Here is a 23,184-nt window from a genome sequence, read left to right as displayed (position 1 = left end):
GGAGATTGCGGTCCGCCGTAACGGAAAGAGTTATAGAATGCTTGACAGTAAGGCTCACTATAAATCACTCTGATGCCCGGAACAACGCTTCTCGGACCGAACGAAAGTGCCACGGATGAGCATGTCGATCGTCGGGCAAGCCGCGAAAGTGCTGGCAGAACCCGCGGCATACGCCGACGAACCGCGCCTGCACGCCGCGCTGACGAAACTGCGCGCCGAGGCGCCGGTGGCCCGTGTCGACGTGCCGTCCTACAAGCCGTTCTGGGCCGTCACCAAGCACGCCGACATCATGGCGATCGAACGCGCGAACGAACGCTTCACCAACTGGCCGCGGCCGGTGCTGATGCCCGAGGAATCCGACGCCATGCAGGCCGCCGCCGGGGTCCGGACCCTGATCCACATGGACGACCCGCAGCACCGGGTGGTGCGGGCGATCGCCGCTGACTGGTTCCGCCCGAAGTCGATGCGGGCCATGGAGATCCGGATCGAGGAACTCGCGAGGCGCTACGTCGACCGGATGCGGGAGCACGGCGGCGCGTGCGACTTCGTGCAGGACATCGCCGTCGACTTCCCGCTCTACGTGATCATGTCGCTGCTCGGTGTCCCCGAATCCGACTTCCCGAAGATGCGCAAGCTCACCCAGGAACTCGTAGGCAGCGACGACGACGAACTCAAGCGCGCCACGCCCGCCGACGAGAAGATCAACTCACTGCTCGAGATGTTCGAGTACTTCTCGGCGCTCACCGCCGCCCGCCGCGAGAATCCCACCGACGATCTCGCGTCGACCATCGCCAACGCCCGAGTCGACGGCGAACCGCTGTCGGACATCGACACCATGTCGTACTACACCCTCATCGCCACCGCCGGGCACGACACCACCAGCAGCAGCATCTCCGGGGGATTGCACGCACTGATCGAAGACCCGGATCAGCGCGAAATACTCTGTGCAGAACTCGATCTCATGCCGCGGGCGACCGAGGAGATCATCCGATGGGTCACGCCGGTCAAGGCGTTCATGCGCACGGCCGCCGAGGACACGACCGTGCGGGGCGTGCCGATCGCGGCGGGTGATTCGCTGTTGCTGTCGTATGTGTCCGGCAACCGCGACGAAGAGGTCTTCGACGATCCGTTCCGGTTCGACATCGCCCGCGACCCCAACAACCACGTCGCGTTCGGGTTCGGCGTGCACTTCTGTCTCGGCGCCGGACTGGCACGGCTCGAGATCCGCAAGTTCTTCACCGAACTGCTGCCCCGGCTCACCTCGATCGAACTCGACGGCGAACCCGCGAGCACCGCGACCACGTTCGTCGGGGGACTCAAACATCTGCCGATCCGCTACACGCTGACCTGACCGCCCTCACATCGAAGGACCACGCATGACCGATGCCGGGACCTGGGCCGACACCCTCGAGGACCTCGAGCGCCGGCGTGACCACGCGCTGGCGATGGGCGGGGCCGAGCGCGTCGCCAAACATCGTGGCAAGGGCAAACTCGACGCGCGCGCCCGGATCGAACGCCTCCTCGACCCGGGCACCTTCCACGAATTCGGCACCCTCGTCGGCGGCGACGTACCAGCCGACGCGATCGTCGCCGGCTCCGGACTGATTCACGGGCTGCCCGTCATGGTCGGCGCCGAGGACTTCACCACCCTCGCCGGCACCATCGCGCCCGGCAGCAACTCCAAGCGGTACCGGCTGGCCGAACTCGCGCTGCGCAACAAGGTTCCGCTCGTGGTGCTGCTCGAGGGCGCCGGTTTCCGCCCCACCGGCGACCACTACGGCCGCACCCCGACGGACCTGCTGGCGCAGGCCCGGTGCTCCGGAAAGGTGCCGATGGTCACCGCGGTGCTCGGCCCGTCCGCCGGGCACGGTGCCCTCGTCGCGCCGGTCGCGGACTTCGCGATCATGAGCCGGCAGGGATCGATCTTCACCGCCGGACCGCCCGTGGTGAAAATGTCCACCGGTGAGGACGTGACGAAGGAGGACCTCGGCGGACCCGGCGTCGCGCTCGCGAGCGGGGTGATCCACAACGTCGCCGACACCGACGAGGACGTCCTCGACGAGATCCGCCGCTATCTCTCGTACTTTCCGCCGAGCGCCTGGTCGTACCCGCAGATGACCGAACCCGACGAGTACTCCAACCCGCGCGAGACACCGGAACTGCTCGACATCGTCTCGCGGGACAACCGGCGCACCTACGACATGCGCACCGTCATCGACGTCGTCTTCGACACCCGCGACTGGTTCGAGGTGCAACCGAAGTACGGTGAGGCGATCATCTGCGCGCTCGCGCACCTCGGAGGGCATCCGGTCGCGGTGGTCGCGAACCAGCCGCAGGTGCTCGCCGGATCGATCGACGCGGCCGCGGCCGACAAGGCCGCGCACTTCATCGCCGTGGCCGACGCGTTCCACCTGCCGCTGGTGTTCCTCACCGACAACCCGGGCATGCTGCCCGGCAGTGAATCCGAACGCGAGGGCGTGCTGCGCGCCGGCGCCCGCATGTTCGTCGCGCAGACGACCGCGACCACCCTGAAACTGCACGTGACACTGCGCAAGGCCTACGGATTCGGGTCGATGGTGATGTCGCTCATCGGGTTCGACGGCCAGGCCGCCACCTATGCGTACCCGGGGGCGACGATGGGCGCGATGAGTGCGGCGGCGCTGAGCACCGCCTCCGGCGCCGACGCCGACCTCGACGCCACGCTGCGGGCCATGGAACTCGAAGCGTCCTACCGATCGGCCGAGCAGATGGGATTCGACGAGCTGATCCGGCCCGAGGAAACCCGCAACGCGCTGCTGCTGTCCCTGCAGCGCGGCATCTATGCCAGGCAGGCCGTCGCGGAACCGGTGATCCGCACCGCGATCGTGCCCTGACACCCGTCGACACGGCCCGCTCGAGACAGGAAGAAGGTAGACGATGACCACGCTCGATTACCGTGCGATCGACGTCGACAACCACTATTACGAGCCGCTGGACGCCTTCACCCGGCACCTCGACAAGAACTTCCGCCGCCGCGGCGTGCAGATCGTGCAGGACGGGCGGCGGCACGTCGCCATCATCGGGAACAAGGTCAACCGGTTCATCCCGAACCCCACCTTCGACCCGATCATCGTGCCCGGCTGCCTGGACCCGCTGTTCCGCGGGCAGGTCCCCGAAGGCGTCGACCCGGCCACGCTGATGAAGGTCGAGGAACTCGAACTGCGACCGGAGTACCGGGACCGGGACGCCCGCGTCGCCGTGGTGGAGAAGCAGTCGCTCGACACGATCTTCATGTTCCCCACCTTCGGGTGCGGCGTGGAAGAAGCCCTGCGCGAAGACATTCCCGCCACCATGGCGTCGCTGCACGCCTTCAACCTGTGGCTCGACGAGGACTGGGGATTCGACCGGCCCGACGGACGGATCCTGGCGGCCCCGATGATCTCGCTCGCCGACCCGGAGGCCGCGGTGGCCGAGGTCGACTTCGTGCTCGCGCGCGGCGCCCGCATCGTGCACATCCGGCCGGCGCCGGTGCCGGGCATCGGCAGGCCTCGATCGCTCGGCGACCGCTCCCACGACCCGGTCTGGGCACGTCTCGCCGAAGCGAGCGTGCCGGTCGCGTTCCACCTCGGTGACAGCGGCTACCTGAAGATCGCCGCGATGTGGGGCGGTAAAGACACCTTCGAGCCGTTCGGTCCGGGCGACGCCCTCGACAAGATCCTCGTCGACGACCGGGCGATCCACGACACGATGGCCTCGCTGATCATCCACGGCGTGTTCGACCGGCATCCGGGGCTGCGCGTGGCCAGCATCGAGAACGGCTCCGACTGGGTGCACCGCCTCGCCAAGCGGATGGCGAAACTCGCGAACCAGTCGCCGCGGTCGTTCCCCAACGATCCGGTCGAGACGCTGCGCGAACACGTGTGGGTGGCCCCGTACTACGAGGACGACCTGCCGCGCCTGGCCGAGCAGATCGGCGTCGATCGCATCCTGTTCGGCTCCGACTGGCCGCACGGCGAAGGCCTGGCCGAACCGCTGTCGTTCACCGAGGAACTCACCGAATTCGGCGCGGCGGACACGCGGAAGATCATGCGGGACAACGCCCTGGCGTTCCTCGGCGCCCCGATCACGGCGTCGGTCTGAGCCGGCGGCCGGAACACGGATCAGGAGGATGCGTTGACGGAATGGAGTCTGGGCGCGGTGTTCGACGCCGTCGCCGACGCGGTCCCGGACCGCACCATGACGGTGTGCGGTGATCGCCGCAGCACCTTCGGTGAATCCTCCTCGAGGACACGACGATTCGCGAATTTCCTCGCCGATCGCGGCTTCGGCGAGCACACCCCGCGGCACCGGCTCGACCGGTGGGAATGCGGACAGGACCGCATCGCGCTGATCATGCGCAACGACCTGTACCCGGACCTGATGATCGCGTGCGCGAAGGCGCGGGTGGTGCCGGTGAACGTCAACCACCACTACACGCCCCGCGAGATCCGCGACCTGCTCGCCTACATCGCCCCGCGCGGGATCGTCTACCACCGCTCGTTCGGGCCGGTCGTCGACCGGACCGCCCCGCCCGGGGTGGAGCTGCTGGTTTCCGTCGACGACGGTACCGACGTGCCCGAGCTCGCCGGGGCGGTGCCGTTCGAGGAGGCCGTCGAACTCGGCGATCCGGACGCCGTGATCGCGACCTCACCCGACGACCTGATCATGCTGTGCACCGGAGGCACCACCGGCCGGCCGAAGGGCGTGCTGTGGCGGCAGGGTGACATGTACGTCTCGTCGATGAACGGCGCCGACCACGACTCCGCCGAACCGGTGCAGGCGCTGGCCCACGCGACCGGGCAGGTGTGGTTCGCCGCGTCGCCGCTCTCGCACGCCGCCGGCACCTGGACCACCTTCGCCGGGCTGCTCGCCGGACAGACGGTCGTGCTCTACGACGACCGGGAGAAGTTCGACGCGCGCACCGCGCTCGAAACCGCCGAGCGGGAGAAGGTCACGCTGATGACCATCGTCGGCGACGCCTATGCCGGACCGCTGGTCCGCGAGATGCAGCGTCGCCCGTACGAACTGTCGTCCCTGTCGGTGATCGGTACCGGGGGAGCGGCGACCAACCCGGTGCACAAACGGGCACTGCTCGAACAACTTCCGCACGCCTTCCTCGTCGAGGGCTACGGCTCGTCGGAAACCGGCGGAATGGGATACGGGCGCAGCACCCGCGGCGCCGAGGTCGACACCTTCGATCCGATGCCCGGCGGCACCGCCGTCTCGCACGACCGCACCCGGCTGCTGAACCCGGGCGACCCCGAGATCGGCTGGGCCGCCCGCACCGGCCGCGTCCCGCTGGGCTACTTCGACGACCGCGCCGCCACCGAAGCGACCTTCCCGATCATCGACGGGCAGCGCCTGGCGATCCCCGGCGACCGCGTCGCCGTCGACGCCGACGGCTCCCTGCGGCTGCTCGGCCGCGATTCGCTGGTCGTCAACACCGGCGGCGAAAAAGTGTTCGTCGAGGAGGTCGAGGAAGTGCTGCGGGCGCAACCCGGTGTCGTCGACGCGCTGGTCGTGGGCAGATCCAGTCCCCGCTGGGGTCAGGAGATCGTGGCGCTCGTGCAGTCGGCGGACGGTGAGTCTGTCCGGTCCGTGGACTGCGAGTCCGTCGAATCCGCGCTGCGGCAGGCGTGCCGTGACGCGCTGGCCGGGTTCAAGGCACCGAAGGCCTTCGTGTTCGTCCCCGAGATCCGGCGGCTCGGGAACGGAAAACCCGATTACCGCTGGGCCGCACAGCAGGTCGCCGAGCCGGCACTCGAGAAGGACGGAGCGTGAGCATGCCGAAGGTCCTCGACTGCCTGGTGAACGTGCACTTCGGCGAGCGCGAACAACCCGCGTGGATGCTCGAGGTGCGGGACAAGTACTTCAAGGGACCGCAATCGATGTACCGGCAGGTGGATCTGGCCGAACTGATCGACGAGATGGACGAACAGGGCGTCGAGAAGGCGATCCTGATGTACTCGATCGTCAAACCGTCACCGACCGCGCTGAAGTTCGTCGAGGAGATGCCGGACCGGTTCGCGCTCGCCGTCAACGGCGTCGACCTGCTGCACCCGGTGTCGTCGCTGCGCGAACTCGCCGCGCTCGTGCACGATCTGCCGGTCGCGTACACGACGGTGGGACCGAGCTTCTGGGGCGACGGCATGTACCCGCCCACCGACGCCGTGTACTACCCGCTGTACTACAAGTGCGCCGAACTGGGCCTGCCGCTGTGCATGAACACCGGCCTCCCGGGCCCGCCGATTCCCGGCGAGGTTCAGAACCCGATCCACCTCGACCGGGTCTGCTACCGATTCCCGGAACTGAAGCTGTGCATGATCCACGGCGCCGACCCCTGGTGGGACGTCGCGATCCGGCTGCTCATCAAGTACGAGAACCTGCGGCTGATGACCTCGGCATGGTCACCCAAGCGGCTGCCGGACAGCCTGCTGCACTACATGCGCACCCGCGGCCGGGACAAGGTGATCTTCGGATCCGACTGGCCGGTGCTGCCGATGCGCCGCCTCGTCCCGGAGGCGCTGGCGCTGGATCTGCCGGACGACGTCCGCGACAACTACCTCTATCGCAACGCACAGGAATTCTTCTTCGGCGGCCGATCCGCCGGCGGCACGGCCGAATGACGGGACAGGGGCACACGGGATGGACCGCTACGAACTACGCAGGCAGGACTACAGCCTGTCCGCGGACCAGACGGAACTACAGGCCGCATACGCGAAGTTCTTCCGGGCGCGCAGTCCCCTCGAGGTCGTGCGCGCCGCCGAACCCGGTGGATTCGACAAGAACCTGTGGGAACAACTGTGCGCGACCGGCGCGACCTCCATGGCGTTGCCCGAGGACGTCGGCGGCGACGGCGCGACGCTGGTCGACCTGACGCTCGTCGCGGAGGAACTCGGCCGCACCCTCGCCCCGGTGCCGTGGATCGACCACGTGTGCGGCTCCCGGCTGCTCGCCCGGCTCGATGCGTGCGACACCACCGACATCGTCACCGGACGCGAGATCGTCGCGCTGGACCCACGATTCGACGCTCCGCCCGGCAGGCGTCTCGTCCCGTCGGGATCGGTCGCCGACCGCATCGTCGTCCGCGACGGCGACGACGTCGTGCGCCTCGAATTCGACACCCGCCCCGCGAAGGTCGACAACATCGGCAAGCTGCCGGCGGCGTGGATCGACCCGGCCGCAGCGGATCGTCGCACCGTGCTCGCGAGCGGACCCGAGGCGGTCGCGCAGTACGATCGGGCGCTCGAGGAATGGCGGCTCCTGACCTCCGCCGCGCTCGTCGGACTGGTCGAGGAAACACTCACCATCGCAGCGGAATTCGCCAAGAACCGCTACACCATGGGGGTGCCGATCTCGACCCTGCAGGGCATCTCGCATCCGCTCGCGAACATCGCGATCGTCGTGCACGGGGCCCGCAATCTGACACGGCGGGCCGCGTGGTTCCTCGACAACGAGCCCGACGCGGCGCCGGTGCTCGCGTCGGCGGCGTTCGTGTACCTGGCCGACGAGGCACCGCGCGCGGCGACGATGGCCGTGCACGTGCAGGGCGGACTCGGGGTCGCCGCCGAATCGGCGGCCTCGGCGTATCTGGTCCGCGCCCGCGGCTGGGCACTGGCCGGCGGTGATCCCGCCGACGCCGCGGTCCGGGTCGCCGAGAGCTTCGCCGCGCGGGCCTAGCCGAGTCGACAAGAGCAGGCCGACAAACAGCAGGGGGAACCATGGATTTCTCACTCGTGGAACTGTCCGACGAGGACGCCGCGTTCCAGCGGCGGGCACGCGCCTTCCTCGACACGCACGTCACCGACGAGGTGCGCCGCCGCGACCGGGAGACCGGCGACAACTTCGACGAGGGCGTGCACCTGGCGATGGGCGCCGACGGCTGGCTCGCCGCGGAACGCGCACCCGAATCGGAAGGCGGCCTGAACCGGCTGCGGCGCAGACTGTGGGACCTCGAGAAACGCCGCGCCCAGGTGCCGTGGGTGACCGCGGGCACCACCGCCATCGTGACCACCTCGGTCGAGAAATACGGATCGCCCGAGGTGCGCGCCGAGGTGCTGCCGAAGATCGACAGCGGCGAGGTCCGGCTGTGCCTGGGCTACACCGAACCCGACGGCGGCTCCGACGTCGCGACCTGCAAGACCCGAGCGGTCCGGGACGGCGACGACTGGATCATCAACGGCTCCAAGATGTTCACCACCGGCGCCCACAACTGCCAGTACGTCTTCCTCATCACCAACACCGATCCCGACGCCCCCAAGCACAAGAGCCTGACGATGTTCCTCGTCCCGCTCGACACCCCCGGCATCGAGATCCAGGGGCTGCGCACCGTCGACGGCGACCGCACCAACATCGTCTACTACTCCGACGTGCGCGTGCCCGACAAGTACCGGCTCGGCGAGGTCAACGGCGGCTGGGCCGTGCTGATGGGTCCGCTCGCCGAGGAACACGGCGTCGTCGACGCCGCGAACGACGGTCTGCAGGACGTGTCCATCCTGATCCATCAGGGCACCACCATGGCGACCCGGGTCGACCGCATTGCGCGGATCCTCGGACAGGGGGGCCCGGACGGCCGCCGGCCGCTCGACGACCGGGCGGTCGCGTACCGGCTCGGCCGCAGCATCGCCCGGATGGAAGCGGCACTGTCGGCGCCGCACATGTTCGGGCGCGTCGCGATCGCCCAGACGATGCGCGACATCTCCCCGGACCTGATGGACATCCTCGGTTCCGCATCCGCACTGCCCGTCGACACCGAAGGCGCCGCTGACGACGGCGGCGCCGAGCACCTGTTCCGGTGGGCCCCGTTGTGCGGCATCTACGGCGGCACCCTCGAGGTGTTCCGGAACATGATCGCCCAGCACGTGCTCGGTCTCGGCCGGCCCAACTACTCGCAGCCCGCACGCGCCGAGGCGCACTGAGGAGCGTTCACCATGGCGACGAATCCGCACCCGTTCCCGATCTTCGACTCGGACAACCACATGTACGAGACCCGGGACGCGCTGACCAAGTACCTCCCGGTCCACGCGAAGGACGCCATCCGCTACGTCGACATCGACGGTCGCACCAAGATCGTCGTGCAGAACACCATCAGCGAGTTCATCCCCAACCCGACGTTCTCCGTCGTGGCCGCGCCCGGCGCGCAGGAGGACTACTTCCGCAACGGCAACCCGGACGGCAAGTCGGCGCGGGAGATCATGGGCAAACCCATCAAGTCGATTCCCGCGTTCCGGGACCCCGCGGCGCGGCTCGAAAAGCTGAACGAGCAGGGCCTCGACTACGCGCTGATGTTCCCGACCCTCGCGAGCCTCGTCGAGGAACGCCTCAAGAACGATCCCGAGCTGACCCACGACGTCATCCACGCGCTCAACCGGTGGATGTACGAGCACTGGAGTTTCGACTACGAAGGCCGGATCTTCGCGGTTCCCGTCGTCACCCTGCCCATCGTGGACCGGGCGCTCGAGGAACTGCAGTGGTGCCTCGAGCGCGGCGCGAAGACGGTGCTCGTCCGTCCCGCGCCGGTGCCGGGTTTCCGCGGCAGCCGATCGTTCGGGTTCGAGGAGTTCGACCCGTTCTGGAAAGCCTGTGTGGACGCGGGGATTCCGGTGTCGATGCACGCGTCGGACAGCGGCTATTCGGAGGTCCTCGACATCTGGGAGCCCGCCACCGAATACAAACCGTTCGCCCCCACCGCATTCCGGACCGCCGCGATCGGCTCGCGCGCGATCGAGGACGCGATGACCGCGCTCGTGTGCCACGGCGCGTTGTCGCGGAATCCGGACCTGCGGATCCTCTCCATCGAGAACGGCTCCGACTGGTTGCCCACCTTGTTCCGCAACCTGCGGCACGCCTACGACAAGATGCCGCAGCTGTTCCTCGAGGACCCGATCGAGGCGTTCCGGCGCTGCGTCTACGTCAATCCGTTCTGGGAGGACGACTACCGGGAGGTCGTCGAGATGCTCGGCGCGGACCGCGTCGTCTACGGCTCGGACTGGCCGCACCCGGAAGGGCTGGCCGATCCGCTGAGCCTGCTCGGGCAGCTCGACGGACTGTCGGCCGAGGATGCGCGAAAGGTCATGGGAGGCAACATGCTCGACCTGCTCGGTCTCGATCCCGCGGTCGCGCGGGGCGCCTGAGGTGGCGGCCGGCATCGCGGCCTCGGACCCCACTCCGGGTGGGGTCGGCACGGTCACCGAACGCGTCGTCGACATCGACGGCATCCCCATGTCGGCGTTGTGCGCCGAGGTCGCCGAACCGCGCGCCGTCGTGGTCGCGTTGCACGGCGGCGCAACCACTTCGCGGTACTTCGACCTGCCGGGCAGACCCGAACTGTCCTTGTTGCGCGCCGGCGCCGCGCTCGGTTACACCGTGCTGGCGCCGGACCGGCCCGGCTACGGTGCGTCGGCGCCGTTCGGGGACGAGTTCGACGATCCGGCGCGCCGCGTCGACGCGTGCTACGCGACCGTCGACGCCCTGCTCGGGGCGTCGCCGCGCGGCGCGGGCACATTCCTGCTGGCGCACTCGGCCGGGTGCGACCTCGGTGCCCGCATGGCCGCGGATCCGCGCGGCGCGCGGCTGCTCGGGCTGGAACTGGCCGGGACCGGCACCGTGAAGTACGCCGACGCCGAACAACTGATCACGGCGATGCGCAGCCTCGGCGACCGCGGGACCATCCGGGACCTGCTCTGGTATCCCGAGGACCTGTACCCGGAGGAGGTGCGCGGCGGTCGGTCGCTCTCGTCGCGCACCCCTCGATACGAGGCGACGGTCGCGGTCCGGTGGCCGATGAAGTTCCCGGTGCTGTCCCCGGACATCCGGATTCCGGTGCGGCTCAGCCACGCCGAACACGAACGGGTGTGGCGGACCGACCCGGACACACTCGACGCGATCGCGCGGGGCTTCACGTCGTCGCCGCGGCTGGTGTGGTACCGGCAGGCCGCGAGCGGACACAACATGAGTGTCGGGTTCGCCGCGGGTGCCTATCACCGGAGTGTGCTGGCATTCGTGGAGGAGTGCGCGCTCGCAACCGAACGTCCGTCCGCGTGACATCTGGAGGTGCTGTGAAGGTCCCGTTCACCTGGAAGGTCACCGGGTGGTTCATGGTGGGCTGGTCGGCGGAATTCCCCGTGAGGGAGGTGCGGCCGCTGAAGTACTTCGGCGAGGACCTGGTCGCCTACCGCGACGAGTCCGGTGCGATGCACATCCTCACCGGCCACTGCCGGCACCTGGGGGCGCACATCGGCTACGGCGGCACGGTGGTGGGGGACTGCGTCGAATGTCCGTTCCACGGCTGGCGCTGGGGACCCGACGGCACCAACCGCGCCATCCCGGGCGAGAATCGCACGCGGCCCACGGTGCGGCTGCGGGTGTATCCGGTGGTCGAACACGACGGCTGCGTGTTCATGTGGCACCACCCGGACGGCGCCGCCCCGACCTGGGAGATGCCGGGGATCCTGACCTTGTTCCCCGAGCTCGGGTCGGGTGAGTCGTCGGACTACTACCGCCCGTATCCGGAGTTCTCCCGCAAGACCGAACGCGAACCGGTGCATCCGCAGGTGGTGCTCGAGAACGGTCCCGACAGCCTGCACTTCCAGTACGTGCACGGCGCGACCGTCACCCCGCAGATGTTGGACTACAGCGCCTCGGACCAGGCGTGGAAGTTCCTCACCGGCTGGCCTGATGCGCGCAGCGACGATCCGGAGAAGATGGCGCTGAAGATCCACGTGCACATGTTCGGTCTCGGCGGATCGATCAGCGCGTTCGAAGGATCGTCGAGGCATCGGCTGATCTTCGCGACCACACCGGTCGACGACGAAAGCTCGGATCTGTTCTATTCGATCTGGTGGCCCCGCAACCCCGGCGACGACGACGTGCCGCCGGCCGACGTCCGCGAACGCGTCGAACGCCAGTTCCTCGTCACCGTGTGGGAGGACCTGAGCATCTGGCGGCACCAGAAATATGTCGAACATCCGCCGCTGTCCCCGAAGGACGCGAAACCGTATCTCTCGCTGCGTAAGTGGGCGCAGCAGTTCTACGGTGTCCCACCGGTCGACGCCACCGCCTGACCTCCTGATCACGATCGCAGCGGGTGGTTCGGCAGCAGCACGCCGATGCCGAGCCGCAGTGTCGACGAGCGCGCCACCCAGCGGTGGGCCACCGGCCATCGAGGCTGCCATGACGACAGCAGCGTACCCGGAACAGCTGCCCTGTTCCCGCGGGAGAATGACGGCGCCGAGCAGGGCCACCGCGACGGTCACGACGCCGCTGATACCGATGCCCTGCAGGGCGCGGCCGGCGAACAGCACGGTCAGGGTCGGAGCGCAGGCCGAGACGAGGGAGCCGCCGATCAGCGTCAGCAGCGCCGGCTGAACGAGGCTCTTCGTCTGGCACGAGTAGTCGACTACGCGATTCGCCTTCGCGTCGGACCCCCGAGGGGCAAGTGCTCACAGCATGCCCTGTCAGATGCTCCGTCCGCGGTCGGACTGGGGAAGGTCGCGAAGATCGAACGGGGGTGCCATGAGTCCTGGTGGTCCACGCGAAGTCGGCGTGACGCCGACCGTAGCCGGTAGCGGAGTTCGCGCTACCGGCGGGTAAATATGGTTCTTGTGTTCTCGCACGTAGCCTGATACCCGAAGCAATACCGCACCCGGAGCACTTCGAAAAGCGGACCGAACTGACGTGGGAGACGAGACAAAAATGAGCGCCGATAAGCAGTCGACCATCATCTACACGTTGACCGACGAGGCACCGTTGCTCGCGACCTACGCCTTCCTGCCGATCGTGCGTACCTTCGCTGGTGCCGCGGGCATCGAAGTCGAGTCCAGCGACATCTCGGTGCCGGCGCGGATCCTGGCCGAGTTCCCCGACCACCTCACGGAAGAGCAGCGCGTACCGGACACCCTTGCCGAGCTGGGTCGTCTGACGCAACTGCCCGACACCAACATCATCAAACTGCCCAACATCAGCGCGTCGGTGCCGCAGCTCCTGGCCGCCATCAAGGAACTGCAGGACAAGGGCTACCAGGTCCCGGATTTCCCGCACGCCCCGAAGACGGAAGAGGAGCGTGCCATCCGGGAGCGCTACGGCAAGATCCTCGGTAGCGCGGTCAACCCGGTCCTGCGTGAGGGCAACTCCGATCGGCGCGCACCCCGGGCGGTGAAGGAGTACGCCCGTAAGCACCCGCACAGCATGGGCGAGTGGTCGATGGCCTCACGCAGCCACGTCGCGCACATGCGGCACGGCGACTTCTACCATGGCGAGAAGTCGATGACGCTGGACCGGCCGCGCAAGGTCCGGATGGAGCTGGTGACCGAGGGTGGCGAGACGATCGTCCTCAAGCCCGAGGTGGACCTGGGTGAGGGCGACATCATGGACAGCATGTTCATGAGCAAGAAGGCGTTGCTCGACTTCTACGAGGAGCAGATGGAGGATGCCCGCAAGACGGGCGTGATGTTCTCCCTCCACGTCAAGGCGACGATGATGAAGGTCTCGCACCCCATCGTCTTCGGCCACGCGGTGAAGACCTTCTACAAGGACGCCTTCGCCAAGCATCAGAAGCTGTTCGACGAACTGGGCGTCAACGTCAACAACGGTCTCGGCGACCTGTACGACAAGATCGAGACGCTGCCCAGTACGCAGCGGGACGAAATCAAGCAGGACCTGCACAAATGCCATGAGCACCGTCCCGAGTTGGCCATGGTCGATTCCGCCCGCGGCATCTCGAACTTCCATTCACCCAGCGATGTCATCGTGGATGCCTCGATGCCCGCTATGATCCGCTCGGGCGGCAAGATGTACGGCGCCGACGGAAGACCCAAGGACGTGAAAGCGGTAATGCCGGAGTCCACTTTCGCGCGCATCTACCAGGAGATCATCAACTTCTGTAAGACCAACGGCGCGTTCGACCCGACGACCATGGGCACCGTCCCCAACGTCGGGCTCATGGCGCAGAAGGCCGAGGAGTACGGCTCGCATGACAAGACCTTCGAAGTTCCGGAGGAGGGCGAGGCCAACTTCGTCGATGTCGACACCGGTGAGGTGCTGCTGACCCAGCACGTCGAGGCGGGTGACATCTGGCGCATGTGCACCGTCAAGGACGCGCCGGTCCGCGACTGGGTCAAGCTCGCGGTCACCCGGGCACGCAACTCCGGTATGCCGGTCCTGTTCTGGCTCGACCCGTACCGCCCGCACGAGAACGAGTTGATCAAGAAGGTCGAGCTGTACCTGCAGGATCATGACACCGAGGGCCTCGACATCCAGATCATGTCGCAGGTGCGCTCGATGCGATACACGCTGGAGCGGCTGATCCGCGGGCTGGACACCATCGCCGCGACCGGCAACATCCTGCGCGACTACCTCACCGACCTGTTCCCGATCCTCGAACTGGGTACGAGCGCCAAGATGCTGTCGATCGTGCCGCTGATGGCGGGCGGCGGCCTGTACGAGACGGGCGCAGGCGGGTCGGCGCCCAAGCACGTCAAGCAGTTGGTGGAGGAGAACCACCTGCGCTGGGATTCGCTCGGTGAGTTCCTGGCGTTGGCCGTAAGCCTGGAGGACCTCGGGCTCAAGGCTGGCAACGAGCGCGCCAAGATCCTGGCAAAGACGCTCGATGCAGCGACCGGCAAGCTGCTGGAGACGAACAAGAGCCCGTCGCGCAAGACCGGCGAGCTCGACAACCGGGGCAGCCAGTTCTACCTCGCGATGTACTGGGCGCAGGAGCTTGCCGCGCAGACCGAGGACCAGGAACTCGCGGAACAATTCGCCCCGCTGGCCGAGGCGCTGGCCAGGGACGAGGACACGATCGTACGGGAGCTGATCGAGGTGCAGGGCGCGCCGGTTGACATCGGCGGCTACTACAAGCCGGACAGTGTCAAGACCGCGGCCGTGATGCGGCCGAGTAAGACCTTGAACACCGCGCTTGCGGCCGTCAACCGCTGATATGTAGAGAAGTCTGTCGAGAAGGCAGAGTGAGGCGCCTCCGGGGAGCGACCCTGGAGGCGCCTCTGCGCTTCGTCGAGGGAGTCCTGTGGTGAGCGTGTCGACAAGCGACGCGCGGTCAGACGGGGGTCCCTCCCGCTTGCGGGGTGAATATACGCGGGTTGGCTGCCGCAGGACGGTTTTCCGGCTGGATCACATCCGCGTGCCCAGAGACGAGAGTCGGTCCGAACAGGCCTGCTCATAGCGGTGTCGCGGGTCGATCCACGCGCTGTCACCACCGGACTCGCCGGCGAAGCAGATCAGGGGGTGAGCATCAGCAGTCCATCACCGCCAACGACCAGCACCAGCCCGCGAACTCCCGGGCGATCGCCACGTTCGCGATCACGGGTCGTTTGCGGCGTTCGAGAAAACCCACCCACCGCTGATGCAGCCGGCGATTCCCTTCGTCGCCGCGGGCGCGAGCCGCGGCCGGGGCCTGATCCCAGCGGGACCGCATCACTGCCCGACGTGATACCGCGGCCGGTGATGCCAGGCAGCCTCCACCAACAGCCGACGGGCATGGGTGTTGCCGGTCTTGGTGATCGACCCTTGATTCCGCGAGATCCCGGACGAGTACTCCGAGGGCACCAAGCCGACGAACGCCTTTGCGTCGATCACGGCGGGAAAGTGCTGACAGCGCGCTCTGTTCAGATCCTCCCCTCGGAGCTCAGACTGGGAAGGTCGCAAAGATCGGATTGAGGGTGTCATGAGTCCTGGTGGTCCACGCGAAGTCGGCGCGGCGCCGACAGTGGCCGACATCGATGCGATCGCCGGACAGGCCGAGCCGATCATCCGCAACCTGTGGATCACCCACGCCTACCAGCTGCTGTCGCGCTCGCTCGCTTCACGGACCGGTGGTCACGCGAATTGGTGCACGTTCGCCGTGTGGGCGTCCAAGCAGGTGGGGCGGACGATTCGGCAGGAAGACCTGACGCATGCCCTGGAACGATCGCTTGCCGCGTCACCCGAGGTGGACGCCGGGATCGATCTGGTGGTTCGGGGTCTGCGGCGGGCGTTCCCGGGACACCCGGTGGTCGAACAGGCGGTGCGCACGGTGATCGTGCGGGCGGCACGCCTGGACGAAGTCAGCGCTGCCACGGCGCGGGGCAATCTGAAGGTGTTCGCGGAGATCGCCCGCGAGTTCGCCCGCTTCCTGGCCGAGTTCGCGCAGGACACGGTGCTCGACGAGCAGCGGATCGCGGACTTCTGCGCCACGCTGCGGCCGGGGGAACCACCCGACGGGCAGGACTACCTGCGCCGGGCATTCACGCGGTATCACCGGGCGATCTTCAGCACCGACGAGAAGCAGCGCGCCGAGCTGCTGCTCCTGGCCAACCTCGAGATCGGCCTGCACGAACAAACCCGGCTGCAACCGGAGATCACCGCGGCGTTGGAGGCGCCCATCCTGGATCCGCGGGACCTGGAACGCCGGCTGCTGGATCTGTTGTTGCCGGACAACCCGATTCTGAAGTGGCCCCGCCTGGCCCTGCTGACCGTCCTCGGCCGGCGCACACCGGTACGCCTGGCAGCGGAGCAGTTGACCGAGCATGTCCGCCGCTTGGTGCGCCGCGCCGTCACCGAGCACCTGATGGTCCTGTCTCTGCCGGACGGCGGGGTGCTCGACCTGTCCGAGGACCTGCCGGCGACGTTCCCGCCCCTGCTGGCGGAACTGGTCGACCCCGAACTTCGGGCCTTCCTCGCCCGAGTGGACCCGAGCCCCGACAGTGTGCGGGACACCGCCGTTCGCGACTGGTCCGACCTTCCGGACCGGATGCACTACATCACGGACCTGTTCCGTTGTTACGCCCAGCGCGCCGACCTGCTCGATCCACCGTTCACCGCGGATCAGGTCGCGGACTTCACCGCGGGCCGCCTGCCGTCCGGTCGTCTCTGACGGCCGTCGCGGGGTGACCGGCCTCTTGTGTTGTTCAGGTCGTGTCGATCCCGAGCGGGACGCCGTCTTGTACAGTCGCTGCACGATCTCGGGCGCCGTTCCTCGAACGCCCGAACGGCGCCGGCGCAGGAGGTTCGGTTCGGATGAGTGAGCACAGGGTTCGTATCGACGTCGACGAACTCGGGGTCGCGACAGTGACCCTGGATCGAGCCGAGAAGCACAACGCCCTGGATTCGGCGATGTTCGATGCGCTGGTCGACGCCACCGCGCGACTTGCCGTCGACCGCAGGGTCCGCGCCGTGGTGTTGCACGGTGCCGGCAAGAGCTTCTGTTCGGGCCTCGACATCACCGGTCTCGCGGATCGGAAAGGCATGGGGCCGCGGGATCTGCTGGCGCGTGAGGACGGTCAGGTCGCCGGCCACGGACAGCGTGCGGCCTACGGCTGGTCCCGTGTTCCGGCCCCGGTGATTGCCGCGATCACCGGCAATTGCTTCGGCGGTGGACTGCAGATCGCGCTCGGCGCCGACATCCGATTCGCGACCCCGGACGCACGGCTGTCGATCATGGAGGTCAAGTGGGGCCTCGTTCCCGACATGGGCATCACGCAGAGCCTGCCGCGACTCGTCGGCCTCGACGTCGCCAAGGAACTGACCTTCACCGGGCGGATCATCACGGGTGCCGAGGCGAAGAAGCTCGGCCTCGTCACCCACGTCGTCGACGACCCGCTCGCCGCGGCATCGGAGCTGGCGCGCGAGATCGCCGGGAAGTCCCCCCACGCGGTCCAGGCCGCCAAACGTCTCTACGAGGAGACCTGGACCGGATCGGATCCGGCGTCCGCTCTGATGCTCGAAAGCACGCTGCAGGTCGAGCTGATGGGGTCGCCCAACCAGGTCGAGGCGGTCACCGCGGGGACGGCCGGGCGGGCACCCGCCTTCGTGGACCCGGACTGACCTCGGTCGGATCGCGGTTCAGATTTCGACCGCGGCCCCGCAGATGCCGCACTGCTCCAGGTGCCGGCGCTTCCAGCGCGCAATGGGAACGAAGAACAGGGTGAACTGCTGGAATTCCCGGATCCGTGCCCATTGCGTGGTGTTGTTGCAGCGCGGGCAGGTTCGGATCTGTCCTGGGCCGAGGTTCTGCCGCTTGGTGCCGAATCCGAACAGAAGGAACATCGCCCGAGCATAGAGCGACGCTCACACGAACCGGAACAGCGGCGGAATCGCGACCGCCGCGAGCACCGCCCACCCGCAGTAGACGGGGAGATACCGGGTCTGCCACCGTTCGACCGCGGAGAAACCGGAACGCCCCCGGAGAAACGCGACACCGAGCCGAGCGGCCCACACCAGGTTCACCATCAGCACGAGGTTCAGACCGAGCGCGGTGACCTTGTTCGCGGTGAAGCCGAACTCGGCGATGCGCGTGGCCATCGCGGTGAGCATCAGCAGGTCGACGGCGAGCGCCGCCGCGATCAGCACGACCTGCAGCAGATCGAACACGTTCGGTGCGGCATGTGGGTCCCGGGCCGAGATCGAGTACAGCAGCAGCCCGATCACGAGCACGAGGATCAGATCCATGAGGATCAGCAGGTCGCGATCGACGGTGACGACACTGCGGGACGCGATCACCGCGACGAACAGCGCGGCCAGCATGACGATCGTGATCGGTGTGAACACCCGGGTGAGGACGGGCGCGATGTTCTCGACGACCTCCTGTTTCGCCTCCACGAGCCAGGCTGCGACGACGATCGCGCCCGCCGGGCCGAACGGGAGGATCCATTGTTCGAAGAACGGTTCCACGTCGATCCCGAGGGCGCCGAAGGCTCCCGCCGTCAACCCCATCAGGACGCCGCCACCGAGGGCGAGCAACGCCAGATACACCGCCCATTCGCCGGTGAAGCGCACGAAGTCCATGCGCCGGCGGTGCGATCGCCAGTCGCCTCCGACGTAGGCTGTCCCGACCACGAACCACAGGGCGACGGGGGCGTGGATCGCTGCGATGATCTCGGTGACACCCCCAGGCTCGAAGGGGAACACGTTGAGCACGACCGCAGCAGCGCCGAACGGGAGGGCCAGTGCCGCGGTCTTTCGCGGGCCCATGTCGCGCTTCCACGCGAAGTACAGGGTGAGGAACGGCAGGACGAGCAGTGCGGCGTTGCGTACGAGTGCCGAGTCCGTCAGCCACTCGACTCCGGCCCGGACCGCGAGTCCGGCGCCGAGTGCGCACGCGAGCACGACCGCGAGCTCCCTGGGGCGGCGCAGAGCGCCGGATTCGTGACCGGCGTCCCTGGTGAGGACGAGTTGCTTCCACAGCCGGTCGTAATGCTCCTGGGCGAACTCCCGGGAGATCTCGTCGAGACTACCCATCCGGCCGACCGCGACCAGAAACGCCTCGTCGGCGGTCAGTCCGACCGAGACGAGGTCCGAGATCTGTTCCCTCAGATGATCTTCCATCTCGTCGATGTCCGAGGGTGAGATCACCCGATGGCCCGAGACGTAACTGCGCCAGCCGGCTATGCGGGATTCGAGATGTGCGTCGAGGGTCATCACGACCACCCCGGCGCGGCCGCAGGAGGCAACTGGGCCGACTGCCACACCTGCTGCAGCGCGTCGGCGACGACGGTCCACTGCGCCGCTCGTTCGGCGAGCACGTCCCGGCCGGCGTCCGTGATGGCGTAGTGCTTGCGGCGTCGCCCGTTGTCGGCGACGCGCCAGGTGGCGGACACGTGTCCCGCCCGCTCGAGGCGGTGCAGGAGCGGATACAGCATTCCGTCGGTCCACTGCATCTGCCCTTGCGACAACTCGTTGACGCGTTTGATGATCGCGTAGCCGTACGACTCGCCTTCGGCGAGGATGCCGAGCACGAGCGGGGTGGCCGAGGCGGCCACCAGATCTTTCTCGATGAACATGTCGCCCTCATACCTAGCAGTGCTATGGATAACGGTGACCCTAGCAGATCTAGGTATGAGGAACGAGCATCCGGAAGCGAAGGGGCCACAGCGCCGGTCAGGACGCGGTGTGCGCGGTGGCCGCCTTGATCTGTGCCTGGAACGCCGACAGCTTCTCCTCGGCGGGCGTGTGCTTGTGGCTGCGAGGCTGGATGCTCACGTCGTGTCCGGCGGAGGCGGCGCGCAGCGCGCCGACCGTGGCCCGGTCGCGAGGGATGTGCGTGAACGGATCGAACGAGTACCAGCGCATCGCGTTCAGGTGCGTCATCTTGTCGATCTCGTCGTCGGGCACGTTCTCGCGCACGAGCACCGACGAGAGGACCTCGGGGGCGTCGGGCCACATCGAGTCGCTGTGCGGGTAGTCGCACTCCCACGCGATGTTGTCGATGCCGATGTCGTGGCGCAGCCGCACCCCGGTGGGGTCGCTGATGAAGCAGGTGAGGAAGTGCTCGCGGAACACCTCGCTGGGCAGTTTGCCGCCGAAGTCCTGCAGGGTCCACGTGGAGTGCATCTCGTAGGTCCGGTCCAGGCGTTCGAGGAAGTAGGGGATCCACCCGGTGCCGCCCTCGGACAGCGCGATCTTCAGGTCCGGGTGGTCCTTGACCGGCCGGGACCACAGCAGATCGGCCGCGGCCTGCACGATGTTCATCGGCTGCAGCGTGATCATCACGTCCGGCGGGGAATCGACGGCCGGGATCGACAGCCGTCCCGACGACCCGATGTGCACGCTGAGCACGGTGTCGGTGTCGACGAGCGCCTTCCACAGCGGATTCCAGAACGGGTCGTGAAAGCTCGGGTAGCCCAGCGCGGCCGGGTTCTCCGTGAACGTGAGTGAATGAACGCCCTTCTCGGCGCAGCGCCGCACCTCGGCGGCGCACAGTTCGGCGTCCCAGATCACCGGCAGCGCCATCGGGATGAACCGGCCCGGGTAGGCGCCGCACCATTGGTCGATGTGCCAGTCGTTGTGGGCGCGCACCAGCGCGAGCGAGAAGTCCGGGTCCTCGGTGGCGAACAACCGGCCGGCGAATCCGGGGAAGGACGGGAAGTTCATCGACGCGAGGATGCCGCCGGCGTTCATGTCCTTGATGCGTTCGTGCACGTCGTAGCAGCCGGGCCGGATCTCGTCGAGGCCGTCCGGTTCGAGCCCGTATTCCTCCTTGGGGCGGCCGGCGACCGCGTTGAGCGCGACGTTGGGCACCACGGTGTCCCGGAACTTCCACATGTCGGCGCCGTCCGGGGTGTGGACGAGTTTCGGGGCGTCGGCGGCGTACTTCTTCGGCAGGTGGTTGTCGAACATGTCGGGTGGCTCGATGATGTGATCGTCCACGCTGATCAGGATCATGTCGTTCTTGTTCACGTCGACGCTCCTCAGCGGAAGATATTGGGGGACAGGTGGTTCAGTAGGCCATGAAGAGAATCTGCTCGCGGTCGTAGTCGTGCCCGGGATGCTGCTCGGCCAGATGCCTGCGTGCGTTCTCGACGAGTTCGTCCTCGTCGGCGCCGGTGAGGTACTCCCCGCAAGGGCAGGTGAGATGTCGTTTCACAGCACGGCTCCGGCTTCCTTGGCGGCGATGATGGCGTCCCAGTCGAAACCGAGTTCGAGCAGGATATCCTCGGTGTGTTCGCCGTATTCGGGGGCGCGGCGCGGTGGCGGCGGAGTCTCGTCGAACTGGACGGGTGCGGCGGCGGTGCGGTATTCGCGGCCCGCGGCGTCCGTGACGGTCATGAGATAGCCGTTCGCGACGACCTGCGGATCCGAGAGCACCTCCTTCGGGCTCGCGAGGGTCGCCCACACGCCCGGTTCGTCGGCGAGGATCTTCTGCCAGTCGGCGAGGTCGCGTTCGGCGAAGGTGTGGCGCAGTTCCGCGGTCGCGGTTTCCTTGTTGGCGACCAGATTCGCCAGCGGCACGAACCGTTCGTCGGTGGCCATGTCGGGTCGGCCGATGCGTTCGCAGAAGCCCTTCCAGTACCGGTCGGCCTGCAGGAACACCAGCTGGATCCACCGGCCGTCGCGGGTGCGGTAGCGGTTGACGGCGGGATTCGGTGCCGTGCCCGCATTGCCCACCGGGATCCGGTCGATGCCGTAGTAGTCCGCCGCGGCGATGTCCGGCGCCATCGCCCAAACACCCTGGGACAGAAGGGAACTGTCCACGACTGGAGCGTGGCCGGTGGTGGCCCGGTGGAACAGGGCGGCGGCGATCCCGCCGGCGAGGGTGATGCCGCCCTGCAGGTCGCCGAACGCGGGGGTCTGCGTCACCGGGTATTCGGCATCCGGTGGGGTCAGGGCGTATGCGACGGCGCCGCGGGCGAGGTAGCTGGCGGCGTCGAAGCCGCCGCGGTCGCGTTCGGGTCCGCGGCTGCCCTGGCCGCTGCCGCGCGCGACGATGACGTTCGGGTTGAACTCGCGGATGCGTTCGACGGACAGGTCGGCGCGCTCGAGTGCGGCGGGCAGCCAGTTGGTGAGGAACACGTCGGCACGTTCGATCAGGCGCCGCAGGATGTCCCGGCCCCGTTCGGATTTGATGTCCACGCCGATGCTGCGTTTGCCGTGGTTCCCGAGTTCCATCATGAAGTTCGCGTCGACCCGCGACTGCGCCGGGTCGAGACCGCCGATGGTCAGGTAGCGGCACGGATCGCCGCCGCGCGTGTCCTCGATCTTGACGACCTCCGCCCCCCAATCGCTCAGCGCCGCACCGGCGCTGGGGACGTATGTCCACGATGCCAACTCGACGATGCGAATGCCCTGGAGCAGACCCGACATCGGTTCCCCTTCCGATTCCCGACGGTGTGTTGAGGAACTATACGGTAACATTTACAGTTAATCATCCAGGATGGCGAACGGGGGGTACGTGAGCGAAATCGGGACGCGGATCGCACCACAGCCGGAGCGGCATTCTCGGGTGGCCGAACGCGCCGAACGCCGGATGCTCGTCGACGGCACCCTGGTCGATGCCGCCTCCGGCGCCGTCTACGACAACCTCGACCCCGCCACCGGCCGGGTGCTCGGCACCACCGCGGCGGCCGGACCCGAGGACATGGACCGCGCGATCGCCGCCGCGCGCCGAGCCTTCGACGAAACCGACTGGTCCACCAATCGGTCCCTGCGCGCTCGGTGCCTCGACCAGCTCCAGGCCGGACTCGAAGCCGAACACGACGACCTGCGCGACGAACTCGTCGCCGAGACCGGTTGCCCGGTCATGACCACCGGCACCGCGCAGCTGGACTGGCCGCTGGCCGAGGCGCTGCGCTACCCGGCCCGTTTGATCGACGACTACCCCTGGGAACGCGTCCTCGACGGCGGCGGTCTCTTCGGTTCCCGCAACGTGCGGACCGTGGTGCAGGAACCGGTCGGGGT

Annotated in this window: 21 protein-coding genes and 1 pseudogene; 14 read left to right on the top strand and 8 right to left on the bottom strand. The window is 67.7% G+C overall.

Annotated elements, in window-relative coordinates; all coding sequences use genetic code 11:
• Window positions 1–115: 115 nt before the first annotated feature.
• From I0Q12_RS24895 to I0Q12_RS24845, 11 genes are all read left to right on the top strand, one after another.
• Window positions 116–1,351, top strand: a complete 1,236-nt coding sequence (locus tag I0Q12_RS24895; protein WP_197255714.1) for a cytochrome P450 — start codon at window positions 116–118, stop codon at window positions 1,349–1,351.
• Between the two features lie 25 nt (window positions 1,352–1,376).
• Entirely contained in the window at window positions 1,377–2,873 is a 1,497-nt protein-coding gene (locus I0Q12_RS24890; protein WP_197255712.1) for an acyl-CoA carboxylase subunit beta, read from the top strand.
• Window positions 2,874–2,916: 43 nt separating this feature from the next.
• Window positions 2,917–4,119, top strand: coding sequence for an amidohydrolase family protein (locus tag I0Q12_RS24885; RefSeq protein ID WP_197255710.1), 1,203 nt, complete (start codon window positions 2,917–2,919; stop codon window positions 4,117–4,119).
• Window positions 4,120–4,152: 33 nt separating this feature from the next.
• Window positions 4,153–5,799, top strand: a complete 1,647-nt coding sequence (locus tag I0Q12_RS24880; protein ID WP_197255708.1) for an AMP-binding protein — start codon at window positions 4,153–4,155, stop codon at window positions 5,797–5,799.
• A gap of 2 nt (window positions 5,800–5,801) precedes the next feature.
• On the top strand, window positions 5,802–6,644 hold the full coding sequence (locus tag I0Q12_RS24875; RefSeq protein WP_197255821.1) for an amidohydrolase family protein: 843 nt from the start codon (window positions 5,802–5,804) through the stop codon (window positions 6,642–6,644).
• 19 nt (window positions 6,645–6,663) lie between these two features.
• Window positions 6,664–7,698 (top strand): acyl-CoA dehydrogenase family protein, encoded by a 1,035-nt coding sequence (locus I0Q12_RS24870; protein ID WP_197255706.1) that lies wholly within the window; start codon window positions 6,664–6,666, stop codon window positions 7,696–7,698.
• Between the two features lie 41 nt (window positions 7,699–7,739).
• A complete protein-coding gene (locus I0Q12_RS24865; protein ID WP_197255704.1) occupies window positions 7,740–8,936 on the top strand; it encodes an acyl-CoA dehydrogenase family protein in 1,197 nt (398 codons plus the stop codon).
• A gap of 12 nt (window positions 8,937–8,948) precedes the next feature.
• Window positions 8,949–10,151: an amidohydrolase family protein gene (locus I0Q12_RS24860; RefSeq protein WP_197255702.1), complete on the top strand. Its 1,203-nt coding sequence runs from the start codon at window positions 8,949–8,951 to the stop codon at window positions 10,149–10,151.
• 1 nt (window position 10,152) lies between these two features.
• A complete protein-coding gene (locus I0Q12_RS24855) occupies window positions 10,153–11,061 on the top strand; it encodes an alpha/beta fold hydrolase (RefSeq protein ID WP_307846507.1) in 909 nt (302 codons plus the stop codon).
• A 14-nt stretch (window positions 11,062–11,075) separates the two neighbouring features.
• Window positions 11,076–12,080, top strand: coding sequence for an aromatic ring-hydroxylating dioxygenase subunit alpha (locus I0Q12_RS24850; RefSeq protein ID WP_197255699.1), 1,005 nt, complete (start codon window positions 11,076–11,078; stop codon window positions 12,078–12,080).
• A 631-nt stretch (window positions 12,081–12,711) separates the two neighbouring features.
• The gene (locus tag I0Q12_RS24845; RefSeq protein ID WP_197255697.1) at window positions 12,712–14,952 is read left to right on the top strand and encodes an NADP-dependent isocitrate dehydrogenase; all 2,241 of its coding nucleotides are present in this window, start codon (window positions 12,712–12,714) and stop codon (window positions 14,950–14,952) included.
• Window positions 14,953–15,265: 313 nt separating this feature from the next.
• Here the strand turns inward: I0Q12_RS24845 and I0Q12_RS33840 are convergent, their stop codons facing one another.
• On the bottom strand, window positions 15,266–15,451 hold the full coding sequence (locus I0Q12_RS33840) for a hypothetical protein (protein ID WP_231611375.1): 186 nt from the start codon (window positions 15,449–15,451) through the stop codon (window positions 15,266–15,268).
• A gap of 19 nt (window positions 15,452–15,470) precedes the next feature.
• A pseudogene (locus I0Q12_RS33835) lies at window positions 15,471–15,585 on the bottom strand (transposase); the annotation flags it as partial.
• 154 nt (window positions 15,586–15,739) lie between these two features.
• Between I0Q12_RS33835 and I0Q12_RS24835 the strand changes: the two are divergent.
• Both I0Q12_RS24835 and I0Q12_RS24830 read left to right on the top strand, forming a co-directional pair.
• Window positions 15,740–16,885 carry a hypothetical protein gene (locus I0Q12_RS24835; RefSeq protein WP_197255695.1) on the top strand — a complete coding sequence of 382 codons (1,146 nt, stop codon included), beginning with the start codon at window positions 15,740–15,742 and terminating at the stop codon, window positions 16,883–16,885.
• Between the two features lie 143 nt (window positions 16,886–17,028).
• Window positions 17,029–17,835 carry a crotonase/enoyl-CoA hydratase family protein gene (locus I0Q12_RS24830; RefSeq protein ID WP_197255693.1) on the top strand — a complete coding sequence of 269 codons (807 nt, stop codon included), beginning with the start codon at window positions 17,029–17,031 and terminating at the stop codon, window positions 17,833–17,835.
• A gap of 18 nt (window positions 17,836–17,853) precedes the next feature.
• Here I0Q12_RS24830 and I0Q12_RS24825 read toward each other — a convergent pair whose 3' ends face one another.
• The 6 genes from I0Q12_RS24825 to I0Q12_RS24800 form a co-directional block, all read right to left on the bottom strand.
• A complete protein-coding gene (locus I0Q12_RS24825; protein WP_197255691.1) occupies window positions 17,854–18,057 on the bottom strand; it encodes a zinc-ribbon domain-containing protein in 204 nt (67 codons plus the stop codon).
• A gap of 21 nt (window positions 18,058–18,078) precedes the next feature.
• Window positions 18,079–19,428 (bottom strand): permease prefix domain 1-containing protein, encoded by a 1,350-nt coding sequence (locus tag I0Q12_RS24820; RefSeq protein WP_197255689.1) that lies wholly within the window; start codon window positions 19,426–19,428, stop codon window positions 18,079–18,081.
• Window positions 19,428–19,790, bottom strand: coding sequence for a PadR family transcriptional regulator (locus I0Q12_RS24815; RefSeq protein ID WP_197255687.1), 363 nt, complete (start codon window positions 19,788–19,790; stop codon window positions 19,428–19,430). The genes I0Q12_RS24820 and I0Q12_RS24815 overlap by 1 nt, the downstream gene beginning before the upstream one ends.
• A gap of 97 nt (window positions 19,791–19,887) precedes the next feature.
• A complete protein-coding gene (locus I0Q12_RS24810) occupies window positions 19,888–21,186 on the bottom strand; it encodes an amidohydrolase family protein (protein ID WP_197255685.1) in 1,299 nt (432 codons plus the stop codon).
• A gap of 40 nt (window positions 21,187–21,226) precedes the next feature.
• Window positions 21,227–21,373, bottom strand: a complete 147-nt coding sequence (locus I0Q12_RS24805; RefSeq protein WP_197255683.1) for a DUF1059 domain-containing protein — start codon at window positions 21,371–21,373, stop codon at window positions 21,227–21,229.
• The gene (locus I0Q12_RS24800; protein WP_197255681.1) at window positions 21,370–22,590 is read right to left on the bottom strand and encodes a CaiB/BaiF CoA-transferase family protein; all 1,221 of its coding nucleotides are present in this window, start codon (window positions 22,588–22,590) and stop codon (window positions 21,370–21,372) included. The genes I0Q12_RS24805 and I0Q12_RS24800 overlap by 4 nt, the downstream gene beginning before the upstream one ends.
• A gap of 163 nt (window positions 22,591–22,753) precedes the next feature.
• Between I0Q12_RS24800 and I0Q12_RS33830 the strand changes: the two genes are divergently transcribed.
• The coding region (locus I0Q12_RS33830) for an aldehyde dehydrogenase family protein (RefSeq protein WP_231611392.1) at window positions 22,754–23,184 on the top strand (431 nt) is incomplete at its 3' end.

The organism is Rhodococcus sp. CX (assembly GCF_015865005.1).
In the GTDB taxonomy this organism is placed as follows: domain Bacteria; phylum Actinomycetota; class Actinomycetes; order Mycobacteriales; family Mycobacteriaceae; genus Rhodococcus.
The sequence above is the reverse complement of the archived record's forward strand: the minus strand, read 5'-3'. Positions and strand labels throughout refer to the sequence as shown.

Bases quoted from the DNA above. Each gene is read 5' to 3' on its own strand.
- I0Q12_RS24895 (WP_197255714.1), top strand. From the start codon at position 116: ATGAGCATGTCGATCGTCGGGCAAGCCGCGAAAGTGCTGGCAGAACCC.
- I0Q12_RS24890 (WP_197255712.1), top strand. From the start codon at position 1,377: ATGACCGATGCCGGGACCTGGGCCGACACCCTCGAGGACCTCGAGCGC.
- I0Q12_RS24885 (WP_197255710.1), top strand. From the start codon at position 2,917: ATGACCACGCTCGATTACCGTGCGATCGACGTCGACAACCACTATTAC.
- I0Q12_RS24875 (WP_197255821.1), top strand. From the start codon at position 5,802: ATGCCGAAGGTCCTCGACTGCCTGGTGAACGTGCACTTCGGCGAGCGC.
- I0Q12_RS24870 (WP_197255706.1), top strand. From the start codon at position 6,664: ATGGACCGCTACGAACTACGCAGGCAGGACTACAGCCTGTCCGCGGAC.
- I0Q12_RS24865 (WP_197255704.1), top strand. From the start codon at position 7,740: ATGGATTTCTCACTCGTGGAACTGTCCGACGAGGACGCCGCGTTCCAG.
- I0Q12_RS24860 (WP_197255702.1), top strand. From the start codon at position 8,949: ATGGCGACGAATCCGCACCCGTTCCCGATCTTCGACTCGGACAACCAC.
- I0Q12_RS24845 (WP_197255697.1), top strand. From the start codon at position 12,712: ATGAGCGCCGATAAGCAGTCGACCATCATCTACACGTTGACCGACGAG.
- I0Q12_RS24830 (WP_197255693.1), top strand. From the start codon at position 17,029: ATGAGTGAGCACAGGGTTCGTATCGACGTCGACGAACTCGGGGTCGCG.
- I0Q12_RS24825 (WP_197255691.1), bottom strand. From the start codon at position 18,057: ATGTTCCTTCTGTTCGGATTCGGCACCAAGCGGCAGAACCTCGGCCCA.
- I0Q12_RS24820 (WP_197255689.1), bottom strand. From the start codon at position 19,428: ATGACCCTCGACGCACATCTCGAATCCCGCATAGCCGGCTGGCGCAGT.
- I0Q12_RS24815 (WP_197255687.1), bottom strand. From the start codon at position 19,790: ATGTTCATCGAGAAAGATCTGGTGGCCGCCTCGGCCACCCCGCTCGTG.
- I0Q12_RS24800 (WP_197255681.1), bottom strand. From the start codon at position 22,590: ATGTCGGGTCTGCTCCAGGGCATTCGCATCGTCGAGTTGGCATCGTGG.